General features: G+C 71.5%; 17 protein-coding genes. 8 read left to right on the forward strand and 9 right to left on the reverse strand.

Going from position 1 to position 19,291, the window contains the following annotated elements; genetic code table 11:
• Nucleotides 1–78: 78 nt before the first annotated feature.
• Complete coding sequence (locus OG389_RS35070) at nucleotides 79–3,504, reverse strand: non-ribosomal peptide synthetase (RefSeq protein ID WP_328303165.1); 3,426 nt, start codon at nucleotides 3,502–3,504, stop codon at nucleotides 79–81.
• 55 nt (nucleotides 3,505–3,559) lie between these two features.
• On the opposite strand from OG389_RS35070, the gene OG389_RS35075 reads away from it, so the two are divergent.
• Nucleotides 3,560–4,522 carry an ArsR/SmtB family transcription factor gene (locus OG389_RS35075; protein WP_328303167.1) on the forward strand — a complete coding sequence of 321 codons (963 nt, stop codon included), beginning with the start codon at nucleotides 3,560–3,562 and terminating at the stop codon, nucleotides 4,520–4,522.
• A 67-nt stretch (nucleotides 4,523–4,589) separates the two neighbouring features.
• A complete protein-coding gene (locus OG389_RS35080; RefSeq protein ID WP_328304347.1) occupies nucleotides 4,590–5,126 on the forward strand; it encodes a GNAT family N-acetyltransferase in 537 nt (178 codons plus the stop codon).
• A gap of 198 nt (nucleotides 5,127–5,324) precedes the next feature.
• On the opposite strand, the gene OG389_RS35085 is transcribed toward OG389_RS35080, so the two are convergent.
• Nucleotides 5,325–5,660, reverse strand: coding sequence for a hypothetical protein (locus tag OG389_RS35085; RefSeq protein ID WP_328303168.1), 336 nt, complete (start codon nucleotides 5,658–5,660; stop codon nucleotides 5,325–5,327).
• Nucleotides 5,661–5,895: 235 nt separating this feature from the next.
• Between OG389_RS35085 and OG389_RS35090 the strand changes: the two genes are divergently transcribed.
• Nucleotides 5,896–6,618, forward strand: coding sequence for a TetR/AcrR family transcriptional regulator (locus OG389_RS35090; protein WP_328303170.1), 723 nt, complete (start codon nucleotides 5,896–5,898; stop codon nucleotides 6,616–6,618).
• A gap of 229 nt (nucleotides 6,619–6,847) precedes the next feature.
• On the opposite strand, the gene OG389_RS35095 is transcribed toward OG389_RS35090, so the two are convergent.
• Nucleotides 6,848–8,101 (reverse strand): MFS transporter, encoded by a 1,254-nt coding sequence (locus OG389_RS35095; RefSeq protein ID WP_328303172.1) that lies wholly within the window; start codon nucleotides 8,099–8,101, stop codon nucleotides 6,848–6,850.
• 130 nt (nucleotides 8,102–8,231) lie between these two features.
• Between OG389_RS35095 and OG389_RS35100 the strand changes: the two genes are divergently transcribed.
• The 5 genes from OG389_RS35100 to fabI all read left to right on the forward strand — a co-directional run bounded on the left by OG389_RS35100 (nucleotide 8,232) and on the right by fabI (nucleotide 14,425).
• The gene (locus OG389_RS35100) at nucleotides 8,232–9,218 is read left to right on the forward strand and encodes a LysR family transcriptional regulator (RefSeq protein ID WP_328303174.1); all 987 of its coding nucleotides are present in this window, start codon (nucleotides 8,232–8,234) and stop codon (nucleotides 9,216–9,218) included.
• A 693-nt stretch (nucleotides 9,219–9,911) separates the two neighbouring features.
• Nucleotides 9,912–12,161, forward strand: coding sequence for a molybdopterin-dependent oxidoreductase (locus OG389_RS35105; RefSeq protein WP_328303176.1), 2,250 nt, complete (start codon nucleotides 9,912–9,914; stop codon nucleotides 12,159–12,161).
• Nucleotides 12,162–12,273: 112 nt separating this feature from the next.
• Nucleotides 12,274–12,813: an SgcJ/EcaC family oxidoreductase gene (locus tag OG389_RS35110; RefSeq protein ID WP_328303178.1), complete on the forward strand. Its 540-nt coding sequence runs from the start codon at nucleotides 12,274–12,276 to the stop codon at nucleotides 12,811–12,813.
• 57 nt (nucleotides 12,814–12,870) lie between these two features.
• Nucleotides 12,871–13,575 carry a 3-oxoacyl-ACP reductase family protein gene (locus tag OG389_RS35115; RefSeq protein WP_328303180.1) on the forward strand — a complete coding sequence of 235 codons (705 nt, stop codon included), beginning with the start codon at nucleotides 12,871–12,873 and terminating at the stop codon, nucleotides 13,573–13,575.
• 4 nt (nucleotides 13,576–13,579) lie between these two features.
• Nucleotides 13,580–14,425: an enoyl-ACP reductase FabI gene (gene fabI, locus OG389_RS35120; RefSeq protein ID WP_328303182.1), complete on the forward strand. Its 846-nt coding sequence runs from the start codon at nucleotides 13,580–13,582 to the stop codon at nucleotides 14,423–14,425.
• A 67-nt stretch (nucleotides 14,426–14,492) separates the two neighbouring features.
• Here fabI and OG389_RS35125 read toward each other — a convergent pair whose 3' ends face one another.
• From OG389_RS35125 to OG389_RS35150, 6 genes are all read right to left on the reverse strand, one after another.
• The gene (locus OG389_RS35125; RefSeq protein ID WP_328303184.1) at nucleotides 14,493–15,284 is read right to left on the reverse strand and encodes an MBL fold metallo-hydrolase; all 792 of its coding nucleotides are present in this window, start codon (nucleotides 15,282–15,284) and stop codon (nucleotides 14,493–14,495) included.
• 127 nt (nucleotides 15,285–15,411) lie between these two features.
• Nucleotides 15,412–16,098, reverse strand: coding sequence for a 4'-phosphopantetheinyl transferase family protein (locus OG389_RS35130; protein WP_328303186.1), 687 nt, complete (start codon nucleotides 16,096–16,098; stop codon nucleotides 15,412–15,414).
• Between the two features lie 41 nt (nucleotides 16,099–16,139).
• A complete protein-coding gene (locus OG389_RS35135) occupies nucleotides 16,140–17,012 on the reverse strand; it encodes a hypothetical protein (protein ID WP_328303188.1) in 873 nt (290 codons plus the stop codon).
• Nucleotides 16,987–17,298: an acyl carrier protein gene (locus OG389_RS35140; RefSeq protein WP_328303190.1), complete on the reverse strand. Its 312-nt coding sequence runs from the start codon at nucleotides 17,296–17,298 to the stop codon at nucleotides 16,987–16,989. Before OG389_RS35140 ends, OG389_RS35135 begins: the two co-directional genes overlap by 26 nt.
• The gene (locus tag OG389_RS35145) at nucleotides 17,295–18,185 is read right to left on the reverse strand and encodes a diiron oxygenase (RefSeq protein ID WP_328303192.1); all 891 of its coding nucleotides are present in this window, start codon (nucleotides 18,183–18,185) and stop codon (nucleotides 17,295–17,297) included. The genes OG389_RS35140 and OG389_RS35145 overlap by 4 nt, the downstream gene beginning before the upstream one ends.
• Before the next feature lie 17 nt (nucleotides 18,186–18,202).
• On the reverse strand, nucleotides 18,203–19,291 hold the full coding sequence (locus OG389_RS35150; protein WP_328303193.1) for a hypothetical protein: 1,089 nt from the start codon (nucleotides 19,289–19,291) through the stop codon (nucleotides 18,203–18,205).

A 19,291-nucleotide genomic window follows, 5' to 3' on the forward strand; every position in this document is an offset into this window, starting at 1 on the left:
CGGGGTGCCTCGTGCGCGTCGGCACGCCGGTCGGCGCGCCGGTCAGCGCGCCGCCGTGCGAGCTGGTGGGAGAGCCGGTCAGCGGGCGGTGCGCCGCCGCTGGTTCAGCCGGGCGCGCCCGGCCCGTAGCCGGGACTCCGCCTGCGGGTCCGCGGGCGGGGTGGGTCCGCAGGGCCGGTCCTCGTCGGAGAGGTGTCCCGCCAGCGCCGCGATCGTGGGGTGCTCGTAGAGCGTGACCAGCGGCAGCCGGCGCCCCAGCCGCTCGTTCAGCCGGGCGTGGACCGTGGTGAGCGTGAACGAAGTCCCGCCCAGGTCGAAGAAGTTGTCGCGGACGCCGACCCGGCCGATGTCCAGCACGTCCTGCCAGATGACGGAAAGGACCCGTTCCATATCGGTCTCCGCCGGTCCGCCGGCGGAAGGCCCCGGGAGGGTGGGCACGGCCTGCCGTGGTTCGGGCAGGGCCGAACGGTCGACCTTCCCGCTCCTCGACAGCGGCAGGGCGGCCAGCGGGACCAGCACGCCGGGCACCAGATGGGCGGGGAGCAGCGCCGTCAGGTGGGCGCGCAGATCGCCGGGCACCACCCCGGCGCGCGTGACGACGTACCCGGCCAGCCTGGGCGTACCGTCGGCGCCGGTCCGGGCCGCGACGGCGGCCTGGACCACGTCGGGGTGTGTGCACATGGCCGCTTCCACCTCGCCGGGCTCGATGCGGTAGCCGCGTACCTTGAGCTGCTCGTCGATCCGGCCGAGCACCTCGATGACGCCGTCCGCGCGCCGCCGCGCACGGTCCCCGGTGCGGTGCATCCGGGCGCCGGAGACGAAGGGGTCGGGCAGGAAGCGCTCCGCGGTCAGGCCCGGGCGTCCGAGATAACCGCGGGCCAGTGCCGCACCGCCGATGAAGAGCTCGCCGGGGACACCAGGGGGAAGCTGCTGGAGGTCCTCGTCGAGGACGTACGCCCGCACGCCGCGCAGCGGGACGCCGACCGGTACCGGCGCGCCGTCGTAGTCCCAGCCCGTGTCGTGGGTCAGCGCGGTGATGGTGGTCTCCGTCAGCCCGTAGGCGTTGACGACGGGCACCTGCGTACGACGGGTCCAGGCGGCCAGCGCCGCGGGATCCACGGGTTCGCTGCCGACGACCAGGAGTCGCAGGGTGCCCGGCACGAGGTCGTCGCCGGCCGGTATCGCCGCGGCCCACCGCTGCCAGTAGCTGGCGGGCAGGTTGGCCACCGTGACGCCCAGGGAGTCCAGCAGGGCGGACATCCGCTCGGCGGGCGGGGGATCGGTGCACAGCACGGCGCAGGCGCCTGCCGCCCAGGTGGGGAAGAGCTCCTCGGCCGCCACGTCGAAGGCGGCGTTCGCGAACTGCAGGACCCGGTCGTCCGGGCGCATCCCGAACCGCTCGTCGATGGCCCGGGCGTGGTTGGCCAGAGCGCTGTGCGGCACGCCCACGCCCTTGGGTTCACCGGTCGATCCCGAGGTGAAGATGACGTACGCGAGGGCGTCGGGATGGACCCGGTGCGGCTCGGCCGGGTCGCCACGGCCGGCCGCTTCGCAACGCTCGCCCGGCTCGCCCCGCTCTCCCGGCACCTTGTCCGCGGCCCCGGCCCCTGCCCCGGCCCCGGCTCCGGCTCCGGCCCCGGCTCCGGCTCCGGTGAGCCGCTCGACGGGAACGGTCCGTACCCCGAGGGCCGCCAGACGGGGCGCTGATTCCCCACTGGTGACGACATGGGCCGCACCGGCGGAGCGGAGGATCCCGGCGAGGTGCGCGGCCGGGTGCGTGAGGTCCAGCGGGAGGTAGGCCGCGCCGCACTTGAGGATGCCGAGCATCGCCGTGGGGAGCTCGGTGCCGCGGGGCAGCAGGATGCCGACCACGTCGCCCGGCGTCACGTCCGCCTCCACCAGCCGGCGGGCCATGGCCCCGGCCCGCGCGTCGAGTTCGGCGTAGCTCACCTCGTGGCCGTCGAGGCTGAGGGCGGGATCGGCCGGCCGCGTCCGGGCCTGACGCTCCACCCACTCGTGGACCGGCGGACCCGGTGTCGCCAGGTACTCGGCCCCGGCCGGATTCCAGACCTCCGCGGCCTGGCGCGTCTCCTCGTCGGTGAGCAGGGGCAGCCGGTGCAGGGGCAGGGAGGGGTCGGCGACCGCGGCCGCGAGCATCGCGCGGAACCTCTCGGCGAGCCGGGTGACGGTCTGCGGCTCGAACAGGTCCGTGTCGTAGGTGACGCAGAAGTCGAAGTCGCCGCTGCCGTCGGGAGCCTGCAGGATCATGACGTCCAGGTCGAACTTCGCGGCGTCCGGCAGGATCGGCAGCAGTCTGGCCCCGAGGCCACCGAACCGGGGCCGGGCCAGCGGCGACGCCTCGAACGTGAGGACGGTCTGGACGAGGGGTGTGGTACCGGGATCCCGGTCGACGCGCAGCTTCTCCACCAGAGCGTCGAAGGGCACGCCGGCGTGTGACATGGCCCCGAGGGTCGAGGTCCGCACGCGTCTGAGGAGCCCGGTGAAGGGCGGGTCGCCGTCGAGGCTGACGCGTAAGGGGACGGTGTTGACGAAGAAGCCGATCAGCGGCTCGAGTTCGGCACGGTCGCGGCCCGCGACCGGTGTACCGATCAGGAGGTCGCGCGATCCGGAGAGTCGGCCGAGCAGGGCCGAGTACACCGCGGTCATCACCATGAAGGGAGTGACCCGCTCCTGACGCGCGAGGGCTCCGGCGGCCGTGACGAGCCCGCCGGGCAGCCGGAGCGTGTGCGTGGCTCCCCGCCCCCGGCGTACCGGGGGCCGGGGCCGGTCCGTGGGCAGGGCGAGGACGGTGGGAGCGCCTGCCAGTTGCTCGCGCCACCACTCCAGACCCTCCGGTCCGTCGGGGGAGGCCTGCCGCTCCAGCACGTGGTCGACGAACTGACCGGTCAGCGGGGGAAGAACGGCTCCGGGCCCCTCGTAGTACGCGGAGAGCTCCTCGAAGAGGATGTGCAGGGACGGGCCGTCGCAGACCATGTGGTGCAGGGAGATCCCGAGGATGCTCTCCTCGTCGGTGAGCCGCACCAGTACGGTCCGCAACAGTGGACCCGCCGCCAGGTCGAAGGGCTCCTCCACGAGGGCCCGTACCGCCTGCCAGGCCGTCTCGTCACGGGCCGGGGACGTGTTCGCCCGCAGGTCCAGGACTTCCATCGGTACGTCGGCGGCCGGGAGGACCCGCTGGTACGGGTCGCCGCCCGCACGCTGCGGAAAGACGGTGCGGAGCACCTCGTGCCGTTCGACCACGAGGGACAGCGCGTGTGTCAGGGCGGTTACGTCGAGGTCGCCGGTGAGCTTCACGGCCACGGGGACGTTGTAGAGGGAGCCGGCCGGGTGGAGCTGGTCGAGAAGCCACAGGGCACGTTGAGCGGAGGAAAGCGGAGGCTGGTCCGGCCGGGTGGGCCGCGCGGCGGCAGGCGCCGAGTATGCGCCAACCGTCCGTATTCGCAGAGGAAGTGCCGAGGTGTCGTCGGCTGAGCGGGAAGCCATGTTCTGTATCCAAAGGCAGTTCCGCCTGCTGCGCTAAACATTTAGCCTTGGCCGAATGTTGCACCTGCGCTTCGATGCCGACGATCTCGCATCCGTCAGGTTCGCCTGCTCACCCCTGCAGGAAGCCGTCATGAGTCTCTGGGTCTGGCAGAACCCGGTTAAATACGTCATTCACCAGCCAATGGTCCATTTATCGGCCCATCATCTGACTTCGCTGGACTGGGGCTTGCTGCAGGCGCTCGTCGGACCTGGAGGCTTCATTCCGGACTTTATCACTCCGTATCCAACGGCCCCGCGTCCGGATATCTACGACGAACTCGCCGTGGTGCGTGCGATGGACCGGGGGGTCGTGATCCGGGATCTCATCAGCGCGGCGAACGGCCGCCGGCTCCATCCCCGACTGGAATCCGTCCACCGGGACCCTTTGGGGCTGCTCGGTGAGATCGCCGAGGCCCTGCGGGTCTACTGGGACCGAGTTCTGGCCCCTCACTGGCCGCGACTTCTCGCCATACTCGAAGGGGACGTCCGCTACCGGGCCAGCAAGCTGGCGGACGAGGGCGCCCAGGGCCTGTTCCGGGACATCGACCGCGGACTGAGCTGGGGCAACGGGGCGCTCAGCCTGGACGAGCCCGGGCTGGAGGCCGACATCGCCGTCCGGGGCAGGGGACTGACCTTCACGCCGTCGCTGTTCTGCAACCGGGCCGTGAGTCTGGTCGACCACCTGCAGCCGCCCCGCCTCTTCTACCCCGCCCGCGGCAGGGGCACCGCCTGGGGCGCCAACCCCGCGGCCGGCCGGCGCGCGGTGGCCGACCTGGTCGGAAGGACCCGGGCGCAACTCCTGGAAGTGCTCAGCGAACCCCTGAGCACGACGGAACTCGCCCGCCGCCTCGGCCTCAGCCAGGGCGCGGTGAGCCAGCACCTGGGCATCCTGCACCGCGCCGGACTGCTGGACCGGGCGCGGCAGGGGCACGCCATCCTGTACTCCCGCAGTGTTCTGGGGGACCGGCTCATGGCATGAAAGGGAAACCGGCGAAGATCACTCGAAAGGGTTGTCCCGCCCGCCGCCATCGGATACCAATGTTCACGTGATACGAGGAAATAAAACCGGGCTACGGGCCCGGCACGAAGAGGACATCCCGGTTCTGCAGTCCGAGCTGTACGACGACGTGAAGACCCAGGCGAGTGCCGACTCGGCACCATGGCGCCCCATTTCCCCCGGGTCGAAGGACTCCCCGTACGCGGTAGGCCAGGGGTCGGACGAAATCGCCTACTTCTCGGTGGTCGAGCTGGCCACCCAGGAACTGGCAGGTGAGGCGCTGCTCTGGGGGATCGACACCTACAACAGGAGAGCGCACATCGGCATCTCCCTGCTCCCCGCATTCCGCTCCAGAGGGTACGGTCTCGATGTTCTCGGGACGCTGTGCGAATACGGCTTCGCCGTGCGGGGTCTTCACCGGCTGCAGATCGAGACTTCCGGGGACAACATCGGGATGATCAAGGTGGCGGAAAAGGCCGGATTCGTCGTCGAAGGAAGGCTCCGGCTTTCCGCGTGGGAATACGGGACCTTCGCGGACCAAGTCGTACTCGGCCTCCTCCACGGCGAATGGAAGACCTCGGGCTGAGGGGGGCGTGGCGGCCCGCGGGGCGGAGGAAGGGGGAGGACGACGCCCCCGGGGCCCTGGCGTCTCGCCGTTCCGGCCCCCGACCGGCCCGCACGATGTCCCGGGCGGGCCGGCCTGGTCGCAACTGGGACGGCCCTGGGGCTTGTCGTCAAACTCCGGTCTGCCGCGCGGGCGGCGACGGGAGTTCGACGACAGGCCCTAGGCGGATCCGCGTCGCATGGCCCGGCGGATTCCGTACAGGACCACGAGCAGCACGATCACGATGACCACGCCGATCAGGAGCTTCTTGAAGAACCCGCCCTTCTTCTTGCTCTTCTTCTTGCCCTTCTTGTTCCCGGTGGTCGCCTGGGCCCGGGACGACGTCGGCGCGTGGACGCCGGTCACCACGCCGGCGCCGGCGGAGAGGCCGCCGTGCGAGAGCGTCGCCGCGGCGGGAGCCTGCCGGACGACCGGTGCGGCCGCCGAGGCGGTCGCGGCGGGGCCGAGCAGGAGCCCGGCGACGACGAAGAGCGGTACGAGTGCCGATGCCGTCACCGCGCGGGGGTGCTTCCTGGAAATGCTGTGCTGTGTCACTGTCTCCCCTGTTCTCCGATGCCCCGGCCGGGCCCGGTGGAATCCGGACAGTCGGGGCCTTGGAGCATCGTCGGGGAGTTCGACCGCCCCGGCAAGGAGGTGCACCGGGGCGCACGGCGCGGGGTGCTCCTGATGGAACGGCGTTCCGCCACTCCTCTGCTATGGAACGCCGATCCAGCCGTGTCAGGATGCAGCCATGGCGACCAGGGTGAAGCGGACTGAACGACGCGCGGACGCACTCTCGAAGAGGCGGATCGTCGAGGCCGCGATCGAGATCCTCGACGCCGACGGCGAGAGCGCCCTGACCTTCCGCGCCCTCGCGGCGCGCCTGGCGACGGGCAGCGGGGCCATCTACCACCATGTCGCCGACAAGGACGATCTGCTCGCGGCGGCCACCGACGAGGTCATCGGCCGCGTCATGACCGGCGTGCCGAGCGGTGCGGGGCCGGAATCCGGGCCGGAGTCCGGGTCGGGATCGGCTCCGGATCCGCGGGAGGCGATCCGGGCCATCACCCTCGGGGTGTTCGACGCGATCGACGCGCACCCCTGGGTGGGCGCCCGGCTCTCGCGCGAGCCGTGGCAGTACGCGGTACTGCAGATCCTCGAGGGCGTCGGCGGCAGACTCCAGGCGCTCGGTGTCCCGGAGCAGGCGCAGTTCGACTCCGCGTCCGCGCTCGTGAACTACATCCTCGGCCTCGCGGGCCAGTACGCGGCGGGCGCCCGCCTCCTGCCGCGCGGAACGGATCGAGCGGCCTTCCTCACGACCGCCGCCGACCGGTGGACGCGGCTGGACCCCGCCAAGTACCCGTTCGTGCACCAAGTGGCGACGCGACTGCCCGAGCACGACGACCGCGACCAGTTCCTCGCCGGCATCGACCTCATCCTGGCGGGCATCGCCACCCTCGGCCAGACCGCCTAGGCCCAGTGCTGTGACCGGGGCGTGTCGGTGCCGATCGGAGCCCCCGGCGTCCGGCACGGTGGGCGCGGTCGGTGGCCGTCCGGCGGGGCCGCCCCGGCGTGCGTGCTCATTGCCGTTCCAGTCGCCACCGGGAGTCCGGCGACGGCGCCGGATGCCGGGCCGCGTGCACCGCAGGCATCGCCTGAGTCCGTGCGCCCAGGCAGGATCCGGAAGGGGCGGCCCAGGTCAGTCAGCCTGATCGGGGCGCGGCGGACGGTTCGGGCCGGGAGCCCCGCGCTGCCGCGCGACGGGGGAGGAGCAGCGGGGTCGCCAGCAGGAGTACGCCGGCCAGGCCGATGGCCGTGCGAGGGCCGAGCAGTGCACCCAGAACGCCCCAGGCGGCCGTCAGGAGCGCGGTCGAGGCCTTGGTCGTCACCGCCCAGGCGGACAGGGTGCGGGCGACCCGGCCGGTCGGGGTCCGCTGGAGCCGGTAGGTGGCCTGGACGGGGTTGAAGACCCCGCAGCAGAGGATGAGCCCGAACTCGACGCCCATCACCAGGAGCAGGCCGCCGGTCCCCGGGCCCAGGAAGGCCAGGCCGACGGGCCAGACCGCGCGCAGCGCCCCGGCCAGCACCAGGACCTGGTGCTGCCCGAAGCGGGTGACGAGCGGCCGGGCCAGCCGCGAGCCGAGCAGCCCGCCGATCGACGGCGCGGCGAAGGCGAGCCCGTACTGCCAGGGTGCGAAGCCGAACCGGCCGAGCATCAGGACGGTCAGCAGTGGCTGGGTGGCCATCACCAGGCCGTTGAACAGGGCGGTGTTGAAGAACAGCGGGCGCAGCGTCGCGTCGGAGAGGATGTGGCGCCACCCGTCGAGCAGGTCCCCGGCGCGCATGCGCCGTGCGGCCCCCGGGCGTTCGGGGCGCGGCTCGCCCCGGCCCGTCGCGCGGACGGCCAGGGCCGAGAGCAGGTAGCTGACGCCGTCGGCCACCACCGTCGCCACCGGGCCGAGGAGCCCGATCGCGGCGCCGCCCAGCGGCGGTCCGACGATCGTGGCGGTCCAGGCCGTGGACTCGAACCGGGCGTTGGCGACGAGCAGGTCCTCGGCCGGCAGCAGCGCCTTCAGGTACGCGCCGGAGGCGGCGCGGAAGGTGATGTCGGCCGCCGCGACGACGACCGAGACCAGCAGGAGCTGGAGGAAGGTCAGCGCGCCGAGCACGAACGCGGCGGGGATCGTCAGCAGCGCCGCGAACCGCAGCAGATCCGTCGCGATCAATACCTGCCGTTTGCGACGGAACTCCACCCACGGTCCGAGCGGCACCGCCACGGCCGCGCCCACGGCAGCACCGACGGAGGAGAGCGCGGCGACCTCGGCCGGTCCGGCATGCAGCACTTGGATGGCGATCAGCGGGAACGCGCCGAAGGCGAGCCACGTGCCGAGCGCGCTGGTGCCGTACGCCCCCCAGAGCCATCCGAACCGCCGTCCGAGCCGGTGCCCGCTACCCATGGCCGCCCCCGGACCCTCACTCGTACAACCGAACCGCGATCGGCACCATCAAAGCGGCCGCCACGGGCCGGGATCAAACGCCGGAAGACCACTCAGCCACAACCAGTGGTTGTGGTCCTAGCATGGAGGCATGGACCTCGAAACCGTCCGCACCTTCGTCGCCGCCGCCGACGCGGGCCAGTTCCAGGAGGCCGCCGCCGAGCTGGCCGTCACCCAGCAGGCCGTCTCCAAGCGGATCGCCGCGCTGGAGCGCGACCTCGGTGTGCGGCTGTTCACGCGCACCGCGCGCGGCGCCGAGCTCACCATCGACGGGCAGGCGTTCCTGCCCCACGCGCGCGAGCTCCTGCGGGCCGCCCAGCGCGCGGTCGCCTCCGTGCGCCCCGGAAGCCGTCCGCTGCGTGTCGACGTCCTGACCTCGCGCAGCGCGCAATCGGGCCTGATGCGCGGCTTCCACCGGGTGCATCCCGAGGTCGATCTCGACGTGGTGATGCTGTTCGACATCGAGACGGCCGTGGCCGCCATCCGGTCCGGCACCATCGACGCGTCCTTCCGCGCCGTCGCCGTGCCCGGCCGCCCCCTCCCCGCGGACATCCGCTCCGTCCGGGTGCTGGACGAACCGCTCGAGCTCCTCACCGGTCCCGCCCACGCGCTGGCGGGCGCCCGGTCGGTGAGCCTCGCCCAGCTCGCCGGGCACCGGATCTGGATGCCCGGCATCGTCCCCGGTACCGAGTGGGCCGCCTACTACGACGACCTCGTCGCCGAGTTCGGCCTCACCATCGAGGCCACCGGACCCAACTTCGGCTCCGACGCACTCCTGGACACCATCGCCGACACCCCGGCCCTGGCCACCTTCATGGGGGGACACACCCGCCTCGTCTGGCCCGACGGCCACGGCCTGCGCCGCATCCCGGTGACCGGCCCCACGCCCGTGTACCCGCACTCGCTCCTCTGGCACCGCGACAACCCCCACCCGGCGCTGCCCACCCTCCGCGCCCACCTCGCCGCCACGGCGGCCGGCCCCGGAGCAGCCGGAACATGGGCGCCGGACTGGGTGATCCCGGCGATCCCAGGCGCTGCGCCCACAGCCGCGCGAAGGCCGGGCTCAGCTCCAGCATGAGCCACGTGCTCGCGGGCTCATCGGAAGACGTGGATGCCCGGCAGCGCCGAGGGCTCCGCACCCGCTGACGGTCGGTGGACAACGCCTCCCTGATCCACCGGCCACCGGCCACCGGCCGGGTCCTGGACCGCGCGGCGGAGGGCTCGGGCGTCGGCGCGTCCGCTTCGGGTGGCGATGGCTTCGATGCTCAGGCCGGTGGTGTGGAGCAGGCGGGTGATGCGGGCCCGCCGTACGGACTCGGTCTCGTTGATCCAGGTGGCGAACTCGATGGCGGGCGGGCCGTAGGTCGGTCGGGGCGTGGTGGTGGCGCGGTGCCTGGGCGGCCAGTGTGACGCGCAAGGGGGTGAGGTGGTGCTGCGCGGCTACGCCGAGGACGTGTCTCCCGGACCCGTAACTCGGACCCGTAACTCGGACCCGTGCCCCGGGCCCGTGACCCGGACTTGCATCCCGCGGTGAGAACTGCGCAGCGCGCGACACTCCCGGCCAGGGCCGCGACTCCGGACCCCACGCCCCCGTGGCGGTGCTGACCACGCTCTTCGCTGGGACGCGGTGAGTCCCGGCCTCGTCCCGTACGCGCAAGGGGTGTTCGCGCCTGGTGGAACGCCGAGGGCGGGTTCACGCCGGGTGGTTACACTGCGCAAAATTGATCAAGTGGTATTACGGGGGCTTGTGTTGGACCGGACGGCGACGCGTGTGTGCCCGTTGTGCGAGGCCACGTGCGGCCTGAGCATCACACTGGCCGATGAGGTGGTCACCCGGGTGCGGGGCAACCGCGATGACGTGTTCAGCGGGGGATACCTGTGCCCGAAGGGCGCTTCGCTGGGCCGGTTCGACAGTGACCCTGACCGGCTGACCGCACCGTTGGTGCGCCGCCCCGACGGGGGGTTCGACGAGGTCGGCTGGGACGAGGCGTTCGAGGTCGTGGAGCGCGGGCTGCGCGGGGTGAGCGAACGGTACGGCCGTGACGCGGTGGCCCTGTACATGGGCAACCCGGTGATCCACACGCTGGCCCTGCCGTTGTACATGCTGGTACTGCGCGAGCGGCTGGCGACCCGCAACATCTACTCCTCCACCACGCTCGACACCATGCCCAAGAGCGTGGCCTGCGGAATGATGTACGGGGACCCGCTCGCCTTCCCGCTGCCGGACATCGACCGCACCGACCACATGCTGATCCTGGGCGCCAACCCGATGGAATCCAACGGGAGTCTGTGGACGGTCGCCGACCTGCCCGGCCGGCTGCGGGCACTGCGCGCCCGCGGGGGACGCCTCGTCGTCGTGGATCCGCGCCGTACCCGGACCGCGGATCTCGCCGACGAACACGTCCCCGTCCGTCCGGGGACCGACGCGCTGCTGCTCCTGGGCATCGTGCACACCCTGTTCGAGGAGGACCTGGCGACGGATCCGGGCGAGGGCTTCGCCGGGTTCTGGCAACTGGCCGCCGAGGTCAAGGGGTTCGCCGCCGAGGAGGTCGCCGATGCCTGCGGCGTCCCGGCCGAAACGATCCGCCGCCTCGCCCGTGACCTGGCCGCCGCGCCCACGGCCGCCGTGTACGGGCGACTGGGCACGTGCACCACGGAGTTCGGCACGCTCACCAGCTGGCTGGTGGACGTGGTCAACATCATCACCGGGAACTTCGACCGCCCGGGAGGAGTCCTCTTCGGCGAGGCCCCGCACGCCACCCGCCGCCCAGCCGAGCCCTTCCGCACCGGCCGCTGGCACAGCAGGGTCCGCTCGCTGGCGGAGGTCAACGGGGAGCTCCCCACCGCGACCCTCGCCGATGAGATCGAGACCCCGGGCGAGGGGCAGGTACGGGCACTGCTGTGCATAGCCGGGAACCTGGTCCTGGCCTCGCCGCAGGGCGAGCGGCTGGACGGAGCGCTGCCCGGCCTGGACTTCATGGTCTGCGTCGACCCCTACCTGAACGAGACCACCCGCCACGCCTCGGTGATCCTGCCGCCGCCCAGCGCCCTCCAGTCACCGCACTACGACGTGGTCCTGGCCGGCCGGTCCGTCCGCCGCAACGCACGCTTCTCACCGCCCGTGCGCGCCCTTGAGCCGGGGCGCCCCAGCGAGGCGGAGATCATGGCCCGGCTGGTCCTGATCGCCTCGGGCAAGAGCGCTTCCGGCGATCCCCACAGCGTGGACGAGGCCCTCATCGACCTGACCCTCCGGGCCGCCTCCGGCCGCCCGGGCGCACCCCTCCACGGCCTCGACACGGCCGGAGCCAAGAAGGAGCTGACCGGCGACAGCGCCCTGGAGCGGCGCCTGGACCTGATGCTGCGGCTGGGGAGCGCGGGCGACCTGTTCGGCAGACGTCCGGGCGGCCTCAACCTGGCCCTGCTCAAAGCCTCCCCCAACGGCATCGACCTCGGCGCGCTGCGCCCGCGCCGCGAGGAGGTCGTGATGACCGCCTCCGGCCTCGTGGAACTGTGCCCGCCGGCCATCACCGGGGACCTGCCCCGCCTCGACGCGCGCATGCGCGACCTGCGCGAGGGCACCATGGTGCTCATCTCCCGCCGCCAGCTCAAGTCCGTCAACAGCTGGTCCCACAACATCGCCTCCCTGTCCGGAGGAACGAACCGCTGCGCGCTGGAGATCAGCGTGGAGGACGCCGGGCGGCTGGGCGTGGGCGCCGGCGACCGGGTCAGGGTCCGGGGCCGCGCGGGTGAGGTGGTCGTGGCGGTCGAGCCCACCGACCGGCTGCGCGAAGGGGTGGTGAGCCTGCCCTACGGCTGGGGCCACGGCCGCGAGGGCAGCCGACTCTCGCACGCCGCCGGCGAACCGGGCGTGAGCGTGAATGCGCTCACCGACAACACGGTCCTGGACCCGCTGTCGGGAACGGCCGTCTTCAACGGGGTCCCCGTGCGCGTGGAAAAAATGACGGAAGAAGAGCGGGAAGGCGGTCAGGAAACAGATACCGGACAGCAGGATTCCGAATAGCCCGGGATTCCGTTATTTGATTTCCTGATGGACTCTGGCTGAAACTTTTCAATCATTCCGGCCGCCTCTAGGCTGTGCGTGTGACTTCAATCGCCAGCCAATGGGGGATTTAATGAATCTCGTCCGTCGCATCATGATTCCCGCCGCATCCCTGGTGCTCCTGGCCGGAGCGGCCACCGCGGCGAATGCCTCCGCGGAACAGGAGTCCTCCGTGGATGAGACCGCCTCCTGGGCGAACCTGACGTGTTCGCCCACGCAGACCGCCATCACCGATGTGCCGCACCGGCTCTTCGACGCCTGGAACCGTGGGGACGCGGCCGGTGTCGCCGCTCAGTTCACCACGGACGGGCACATGATTCCGAGCAACGGCTCCTATCTCACCAGCCGCACCGCCATCGCGAACTTCTACCAGGGCGCATTCGCGGGTCCGCTCAAGGGAACCCGAATGATCGGCAAGCCGCTGACCGTGCGCTGCCTGTCCAACAACACCGCCGTCATCGACGGCCTCGGTGGTCTGCTCAAGCCCGGCGACACCTACACCGAGCCGGAGCAGGTGCCCATCGGCCAGCGCATCATCGTCTCCTGGACGGCCGTGCGCGTCGACGGCGCCTACTACATGAAGGAATTCCAGAGCACTCCCGTCCAGGGCTGACCCGGCCCGGTGCGGTAAGGAAATCCTGAGGAAGACCGACAGGAACGGAGCGTTTCGTTGCCACGCACGGTGCTGGTCACGGGAGGGAACAGGGGGATCGGTCTGGCCATTGCCGAGGAATTCCTCGGCCGTGGCGACCGGGTCGCCGTCACTTATCGGAGTGAACCACCGGACGGGAAATTTCTGGCCGTCCAGTGCGATGTTGCCGACCCGGAACAGATCGACGCCGCATTCAAGACCGTCGAAGCGGAATTCGGCCCGGTGGAGATTCTCGTCTCCAATGCCGGGATAACCGATGACCGGCCGATGCTGCGGATGCAGGAAGAGCAGTTCTCCCGGGTCATCGACACCAATCTCACCGGTGGCTGGCGCTGTGCCCGGCGGGCCCTGCCCAAGATGCTCCGCGGCCGGTGGGGACGCATCGTGTTCGTGTCGTCCGTCGCCGGGCTGCGCGGAAATCAGGGCCAGGTCAACTACGCCGCCAGCAAGGCCGGCATGGTCGGCATGGCACGGTCGCTCGCCCGCGAGTGCGCCACGTCCGGCATCACCGTGAACGTGGTGGCGCCCGGCCTCATCGACACCGACATGACCGCGGCCCTGTCCGGGACCCGTAAGGCCACGCACCTGGCGGAGATCCCGGCGGGCCGGGCGGGCCGACCCGAGGACGTGGCCGACACGGTGGCCTGGCTCGCGGGCGAGCGGGCCGGCTACGTCACGGGTGCGGTGGTACCGGTCGACGGCGGCCTGGGAATGGGGCACTGATCTCATGACCCCGACCCCGACCCCGACCCCGACCCCGACCCCGACCACTACGGCCGGCACCGCGACCGGCCCCGCCGCCGCCACCGGCGGCGGGCTGCTCGCGGGCAGGCGCATCGTGATCAGCGGGGTGATCACCGAGCGGTCGATCGCGTTCGCCGCCGCCCGACTCGCCCAGGAACAGGGCGCGCAGATCGTCCTGACCGGATACGGCCGGATGTCCCTGGTCGAGCTGGTCTCCCGCCGGCTGCCCGACAAGCCACCGGTCGTGGAGCTGGACGTGACGGACCCGCTCCATCTCCAGCGCCTCCCCGACCTGGTGGGCGAGCGCCTCGGCGGGGTCGACGGAGTACTGCACTCCATCGCCTTCGCCCCGCCGAGCTGCCTCGGCGGATTCCTCACCGCTCCCTGGCAGGACGTCTCCACCGCGGTCCACACCTCCGCCTACTCCTACGTGTCCCTCGCCAAGGCCCTGCTGCCCCTCATGGGCAGCGGCGGCTCGGTGGTCGGACTGACCTTCGACGCGGCGAAGGCCTGGCCGGGCTACGACTGGATGGGCGTGGCCAAGGCCGCGCTGGAGTCCGCCAACCGTTATCTCGCACGGGAGTTGGGACCTCAGGGCATCCGGTCCAACCTCGTGGCCGCCGGTCCCCTGCGCACCAGCGCCGGCAAAGCCATCCCCGGGCTCGCCCGGACGCAGGACGACTGGGCGGCGAGGGCACCGCTGGGCTGGAGCATCACCGACGCCGAGCCCACCGCCCGGGCCTGCGCCGCGCTGCTCTCGGACTGGTTCCCGGCGACCACGGGCGAGATCGTCCACGTCGACGGCGGGCACCACGCCATCGGCGTCTGAACCACGGCCGCGAACAGAGACTGCCCCCGACCGCGCACACGGTCGGGGGCAGCTGCCGTTCCTGGGGTCAGAGGCCGAGACGGCTGCCCGGCTCGCCCACCACGAGCCGCTCCTCCACGCCCGCCCGAGCGAATGCCTCGGTGACGGCGTCCTGGCCCTGCGTGAAGTGCTGCCAGCCGTCCTGGTGCACGGCGAGCACCTTGCGGGCACCGAGCAACTGCGCCGTCTCCAGTGCCTGCTCGGCGGTCATCGAAAGCAGGGTCGGCCCGAACGGGGCGAGTTGAGCGGCGCCCACGTGCAGCACCGCCAGGTCGATGCCGTCCTCACCGACGCGCTTCGCGAGGGCCCGCACCGGCTCCAGGGATACGTTGTCACCGCTGACGTACACCGTCGCCAGGCCCTCACCGCTGAGGAGGAACCCGGTGACGGCGCCGAGCATCGGCTCGGTCCCCGCCGGACCGTGTTGCGCGGGAACGGCGGTGACCACGAGCCGGCCGCCGTCAGGGCGCTCCAGCACGTGCTCGGCCCACGGCGCCAGCCCCGTACCGCCGACGCGCTCGGCGGACTGCTCGGTGGTGAGGACCAGAGCGGCCTCCTTGAGGAAGGCGCGCCCGGCCACGTCGAGGTTGTCGGGGTGCTGGTCGTGCGACAGCAGTACGGCCGCGACCGTGCCGATCGCGTCGGGGGCCAGCGCCGGGTCGGCCAGCTTGTGCAGGGCGACCGGGCCCAGCTCGTAGGAGGAGCCGGCGGTGTCGAAGGTCGGGTCGGTCACGAACCGCAGTCCGCCCAGGTCGATGACCACGGTGGGACCGCCCACCACGGTGACGGCGGGCTGCGCGGCGGTGCTTTGCGAAGTCATGCAACTGCTCCTTGGAGATCGGATGTTGAAAGGAAAGAAGTGGTACGGGGTACGAGGCGCCGGTTCAGTGTTCGATCATGCCGAATCGCGACCGGGACCGGGACCCGGACCGGGAACCGGACGCGGATCACGATCCGGATCCCGGTCCACGATGGGGATCCCGGTCCACGACCACCAGGCCCCCGGTGAATCCGCGCGGTAGTCGCAGCGGTTGCCACAGGTGCCCGACGCCCTGGTCCGGGGCGCCGGCCATCGCTCGGACCCCGGTGCCCAGGGCCTTCACGTACGCCTCCCGCCTGGTCCAGATGTCCAGCCAGAGCCGGTCCCCGGCGGGGCCGGCGGCCGCGTCCAGACGGGCGCGTTCCGCGGGGGAGAAGAGCCTGCCGGCCAGGGCGTCGGCCCGGGGCACCGCGCGGACCTCCTCGACGTCGACACCGATGCGGGTACGGGGCGCCAGGCCGGTGCCCACGGCTACGGCGACCAGGCCCGCGGCGTGCGCGACGCTCACGTCCACGCCCGGTGCCCCCGCCACCCACGGCCGGCCCGCCGCATCCACGGCAAGCGGTACGCGGGTGGGCGGGCGCCCGAGCGCCCGGCCCAGCGCGGTGCGCAGCAGGAACCGGGCAAGGACGAACTCGGCGCGTCCGACCGGATCGTGGACGGCGTCGTACCGCAGACGCTCCCGCGGCCCCAGCGCGCCGGCCGCCAGCTGGTCCACCGCACGGGCCGACAGGCCGCGCCCGTCGGCCCACCAGGCGCGCACCAGGCCGGGCCCCACGCGCACCCGCGCCGCCGGGGCGCGCGGGGCCGTCACCGGCTCCGCACGCCCCGCCGCCGTGTCCGGTCCGCCGGGGGTCACGGCCGGCCGGCCGCCAGCACCCGGTCGGCCAGCTCGTCCTCGGTCAGTCCGAGGTGCGTGGTGAGCGCGCTGATCCAGCGCTCCAGACCGAAGGCCACGCAACCGGTGAACGCCGGCTCCCCGTCGGCGGTGGTGATGTCGCAGCGCTCGCCGAAGAAGTTGCGGTGGAAGTTCAGCGATCCGATGGCCAGCGAGCCGTCGAAGACGAACTCCTCCTTGACCGGGAAGAGCTGGGCCATCAGCGCGCGTCCCGCGCTCGCGTCGAAGAACGGGTCGCTGGCGGCCTCGATCTCGACCGGCAGCCCGAGTTCCGCCAGGTAGCCCGACACCTTCTTGCGGAACACCTGGAGGTGCTCCAGGACCTCGTCGCGCCCGCCGACGCAGACGATCTCCCGCATGCTGAAGCCCAGCAGCCGGCGCAAGCCGTCGTAGTGGGTCTCGCGGCGGAAGCACGTGGCGACGGTGGTCACCTTGTGCGCACCCTCCGTCAGGGTGCGGCCCGCCAGGTCGAGGTAGACGTTGTAACAGGCCGCCGAAGGCAGCGCGTACGCCGCCTCCGTGAGGTGGTCGGCCGGCAGCGTGGGCTGCCGGGGACCGCCCGAGGCGTACTCGGGCGCGGCCTCCTCCGTGAGGGCCGCCCCCAGGATCGCCAGCTGCGGGAAGTTCTGGAAGTAGTCGAGCCGGTGCAGGTCCTCGACCCGCATCAGCGGCGGGTACTGGACCGGGTCGGCGCCGGCCTCGACACCCCACTGGGTGAACACCCCGTCGAGCGCGGCCCGCAGCCGGAGCGCGCCCGGCCCCAGCGTGGCGAGTCCGCCGCGGGTCGCGGGGGTGCGCGCCGCTTCAGGAGCCGGACTGGTCGGACTCATGGAAGAACCTCTTTCGAATGGCGTTGATCGTGCGGAAATCCGAAGGTGTGACGTTCTCCATCAAGATCTCCTCGCCCGTCTGCTCCTCCAGTACGTAGAGGAAGTTGACGAATCCGAGCGAGTCGAGGATGCGGTTCTCGACGAGGTCGAGTTCCGGGTCGATCTCGGTGAGTCCGGGCCTCTTGCCCAGCAGGTAATGGATCACGGCATCGAAACCGGTCGGTGCCGGTTGTGCCGCAACCCGTTCCGTCTCCTGCTGCGTCGTCTGCTCCGCGACCCCGCTCATGAGCGCGGCAGAACGTCGTCGGTGAAGATGCCCTCGTTCACCAGGAAACTCATCGAACGCTTCAGCATCTTGCGCTCCAGCTCGTGGAAGGCCGGGTCGGCGAGGATCTCGTTGCGCACCTGGTACGGGTTCGGGATGCCGGCGTCCTTGAACGCCGCGGGGTTCACCAGCCCGTCCACGGACTTGCGCAGGTACCGCTTGAGGTACAGCTCGAGCTCGGCCAGCTCCTCCGTGCTGAGCTTCTGGCGCAGCTGCCGGTGCAGGTGCGCCACGATCTGCCGCCCGAAGGCCACGTGCCGGGACTCGTCCTGGTGGTGGATCGCGTTGATCTTGCGGATGGTCGGGTGCAGCCGCTCGTCGTCACCCATCCGCTTGTTGAAGAAGTCGACGACCTCTTCGAAGAGCAGGAGACGGGCGAAGACCAGGAAATGCGCGGACTCCCCCTCGGACTTCATCTCCAGCTGAACGCCCTTGTCGGGGTAGACCTTGCCGCCGTACAGCAGGCAGAACCGGGCGAAGAACCACATGTGCGAGTTCTCCTCGCCGATCATGTGGTGGAAGTACTCGGAGGACAGTGCGAAGTCCTTCGTGTGGATCCGCGCGATGATCTCGGTGATCAGCTCACGGATGCCGTCGACGTTCAGGCTGTAGAAGTTGACGCTCTCCCACTTGCTGATCGCCCACTTCTGCTCCTCGGTGAACGACTCGGCCACCTTGGTCCCGTGGATGGACAGCAGCTCCGGGGACATCCAGTACTCGTCCTCGGGCAGCGAATCGGGCCAGTCGAACATCGTGTAGGGGTCGTAGTGGTCCCGCTCGGACATCGCTACGAGCCGGTCGAGTATGGACTGCAGCTGCTCGTCGGCCTGCAGCACGGGCACGCTCATGGATCTGTGTTCCTCTCTCAGTGGTCGGTGCCGTTGCCGGCGGTGACCCTCTCGTGCGGAGCGGGCTGCTCCGCCGAGAGCTGGATGTCGGTCTGGTGGCGGGGGTGGGCGAACCGCCCGTCGTGGTGGTAGCCGTTCACCGGTTCGTCGGCGTGGTGCTCGGTGGGCAGCAGCCGATTGAGGAGCGAGCCGGTGAAGGCGTCCGCGATCGCCGGGTGCGCGGCCTCGGCGTGGTGGTCGGCCAGGATGACGAAGGCGGGGTCGACGTTCTTGACCAGGCCGTCCTCGTCCACGACCTCCAGCCACGAATGGGCGAGGTCGAGCATGCCCATGATCCAGCCGCGCCGGGTGCGGGCCTCGAAGCCGGCCTCCCGGCACCGCTCGGCGAGCTCCAGGCAGACCGAGATGCACGGGGCGTACCCCTGGGACAGCACCTCGTCCTTGCGCCACTGGAGTTCCTCGGGCATGCGTCCCCAGCGGAACCGGTCGGGCCCGTAGGAGGTGACGATCTCGCGGAGCCGCTCCGAGCGGATCTCGCGCCGCTCCCCGGAGGTCACCAGGACCCCGGAGACGCCCAGCGCGGACGTGCCGCGGACGGTGATGTCCTTATCCCCGAGCACGGCCCCCGGACCGATGGACAGCGACTCGGTCCAGCCGCCGCTCAGTTCGGGGTGGGGCGTGGCCAGGTTCCACTCCATGCGCTCCGGATCGCCCTCCTTGTCCCGGGCCGGCGGGGACAGGGTCACGGAGTAGTTCCAGCGCTGGGGGCGGAACAGGTTCCCGGGATCGGCGTGCATCCAGCGCAGGGCGTAGCGCATCGTCTTCTCGGGGACGGAGGTGCCGGACCCGGAGTAGAGCGCGAGGTTGACCAGGTCGAAGCGGTCGAAGCGTTCGGCACCCGGGCTCCCGCCGTGCGGGAGGCCCGCGCGCAGCAGCTCGTCGAATATCTCGGGCCCGCACTGGAGGAGTTCGAGCGCGGCGTCCCGCTCCACCCATTCGTCACGCAGTTCCGCCGGGATGACCAGCAGGTCCCGCAGGGACTCCAGCCAGCCCTCCAGTCCCCGGGGCTGCGTCGGGCGGACCCACGGTTTGGCCTGTGTGTTCAT

Source organism: Streptomyces sp. NBC_00435, assembly GCF_036014235.1.
Lineage (GTDB): Bacteria > Actinomycetota > Actinomycetes > Streptomycetales > Streptomycetaceae > Streptomyces.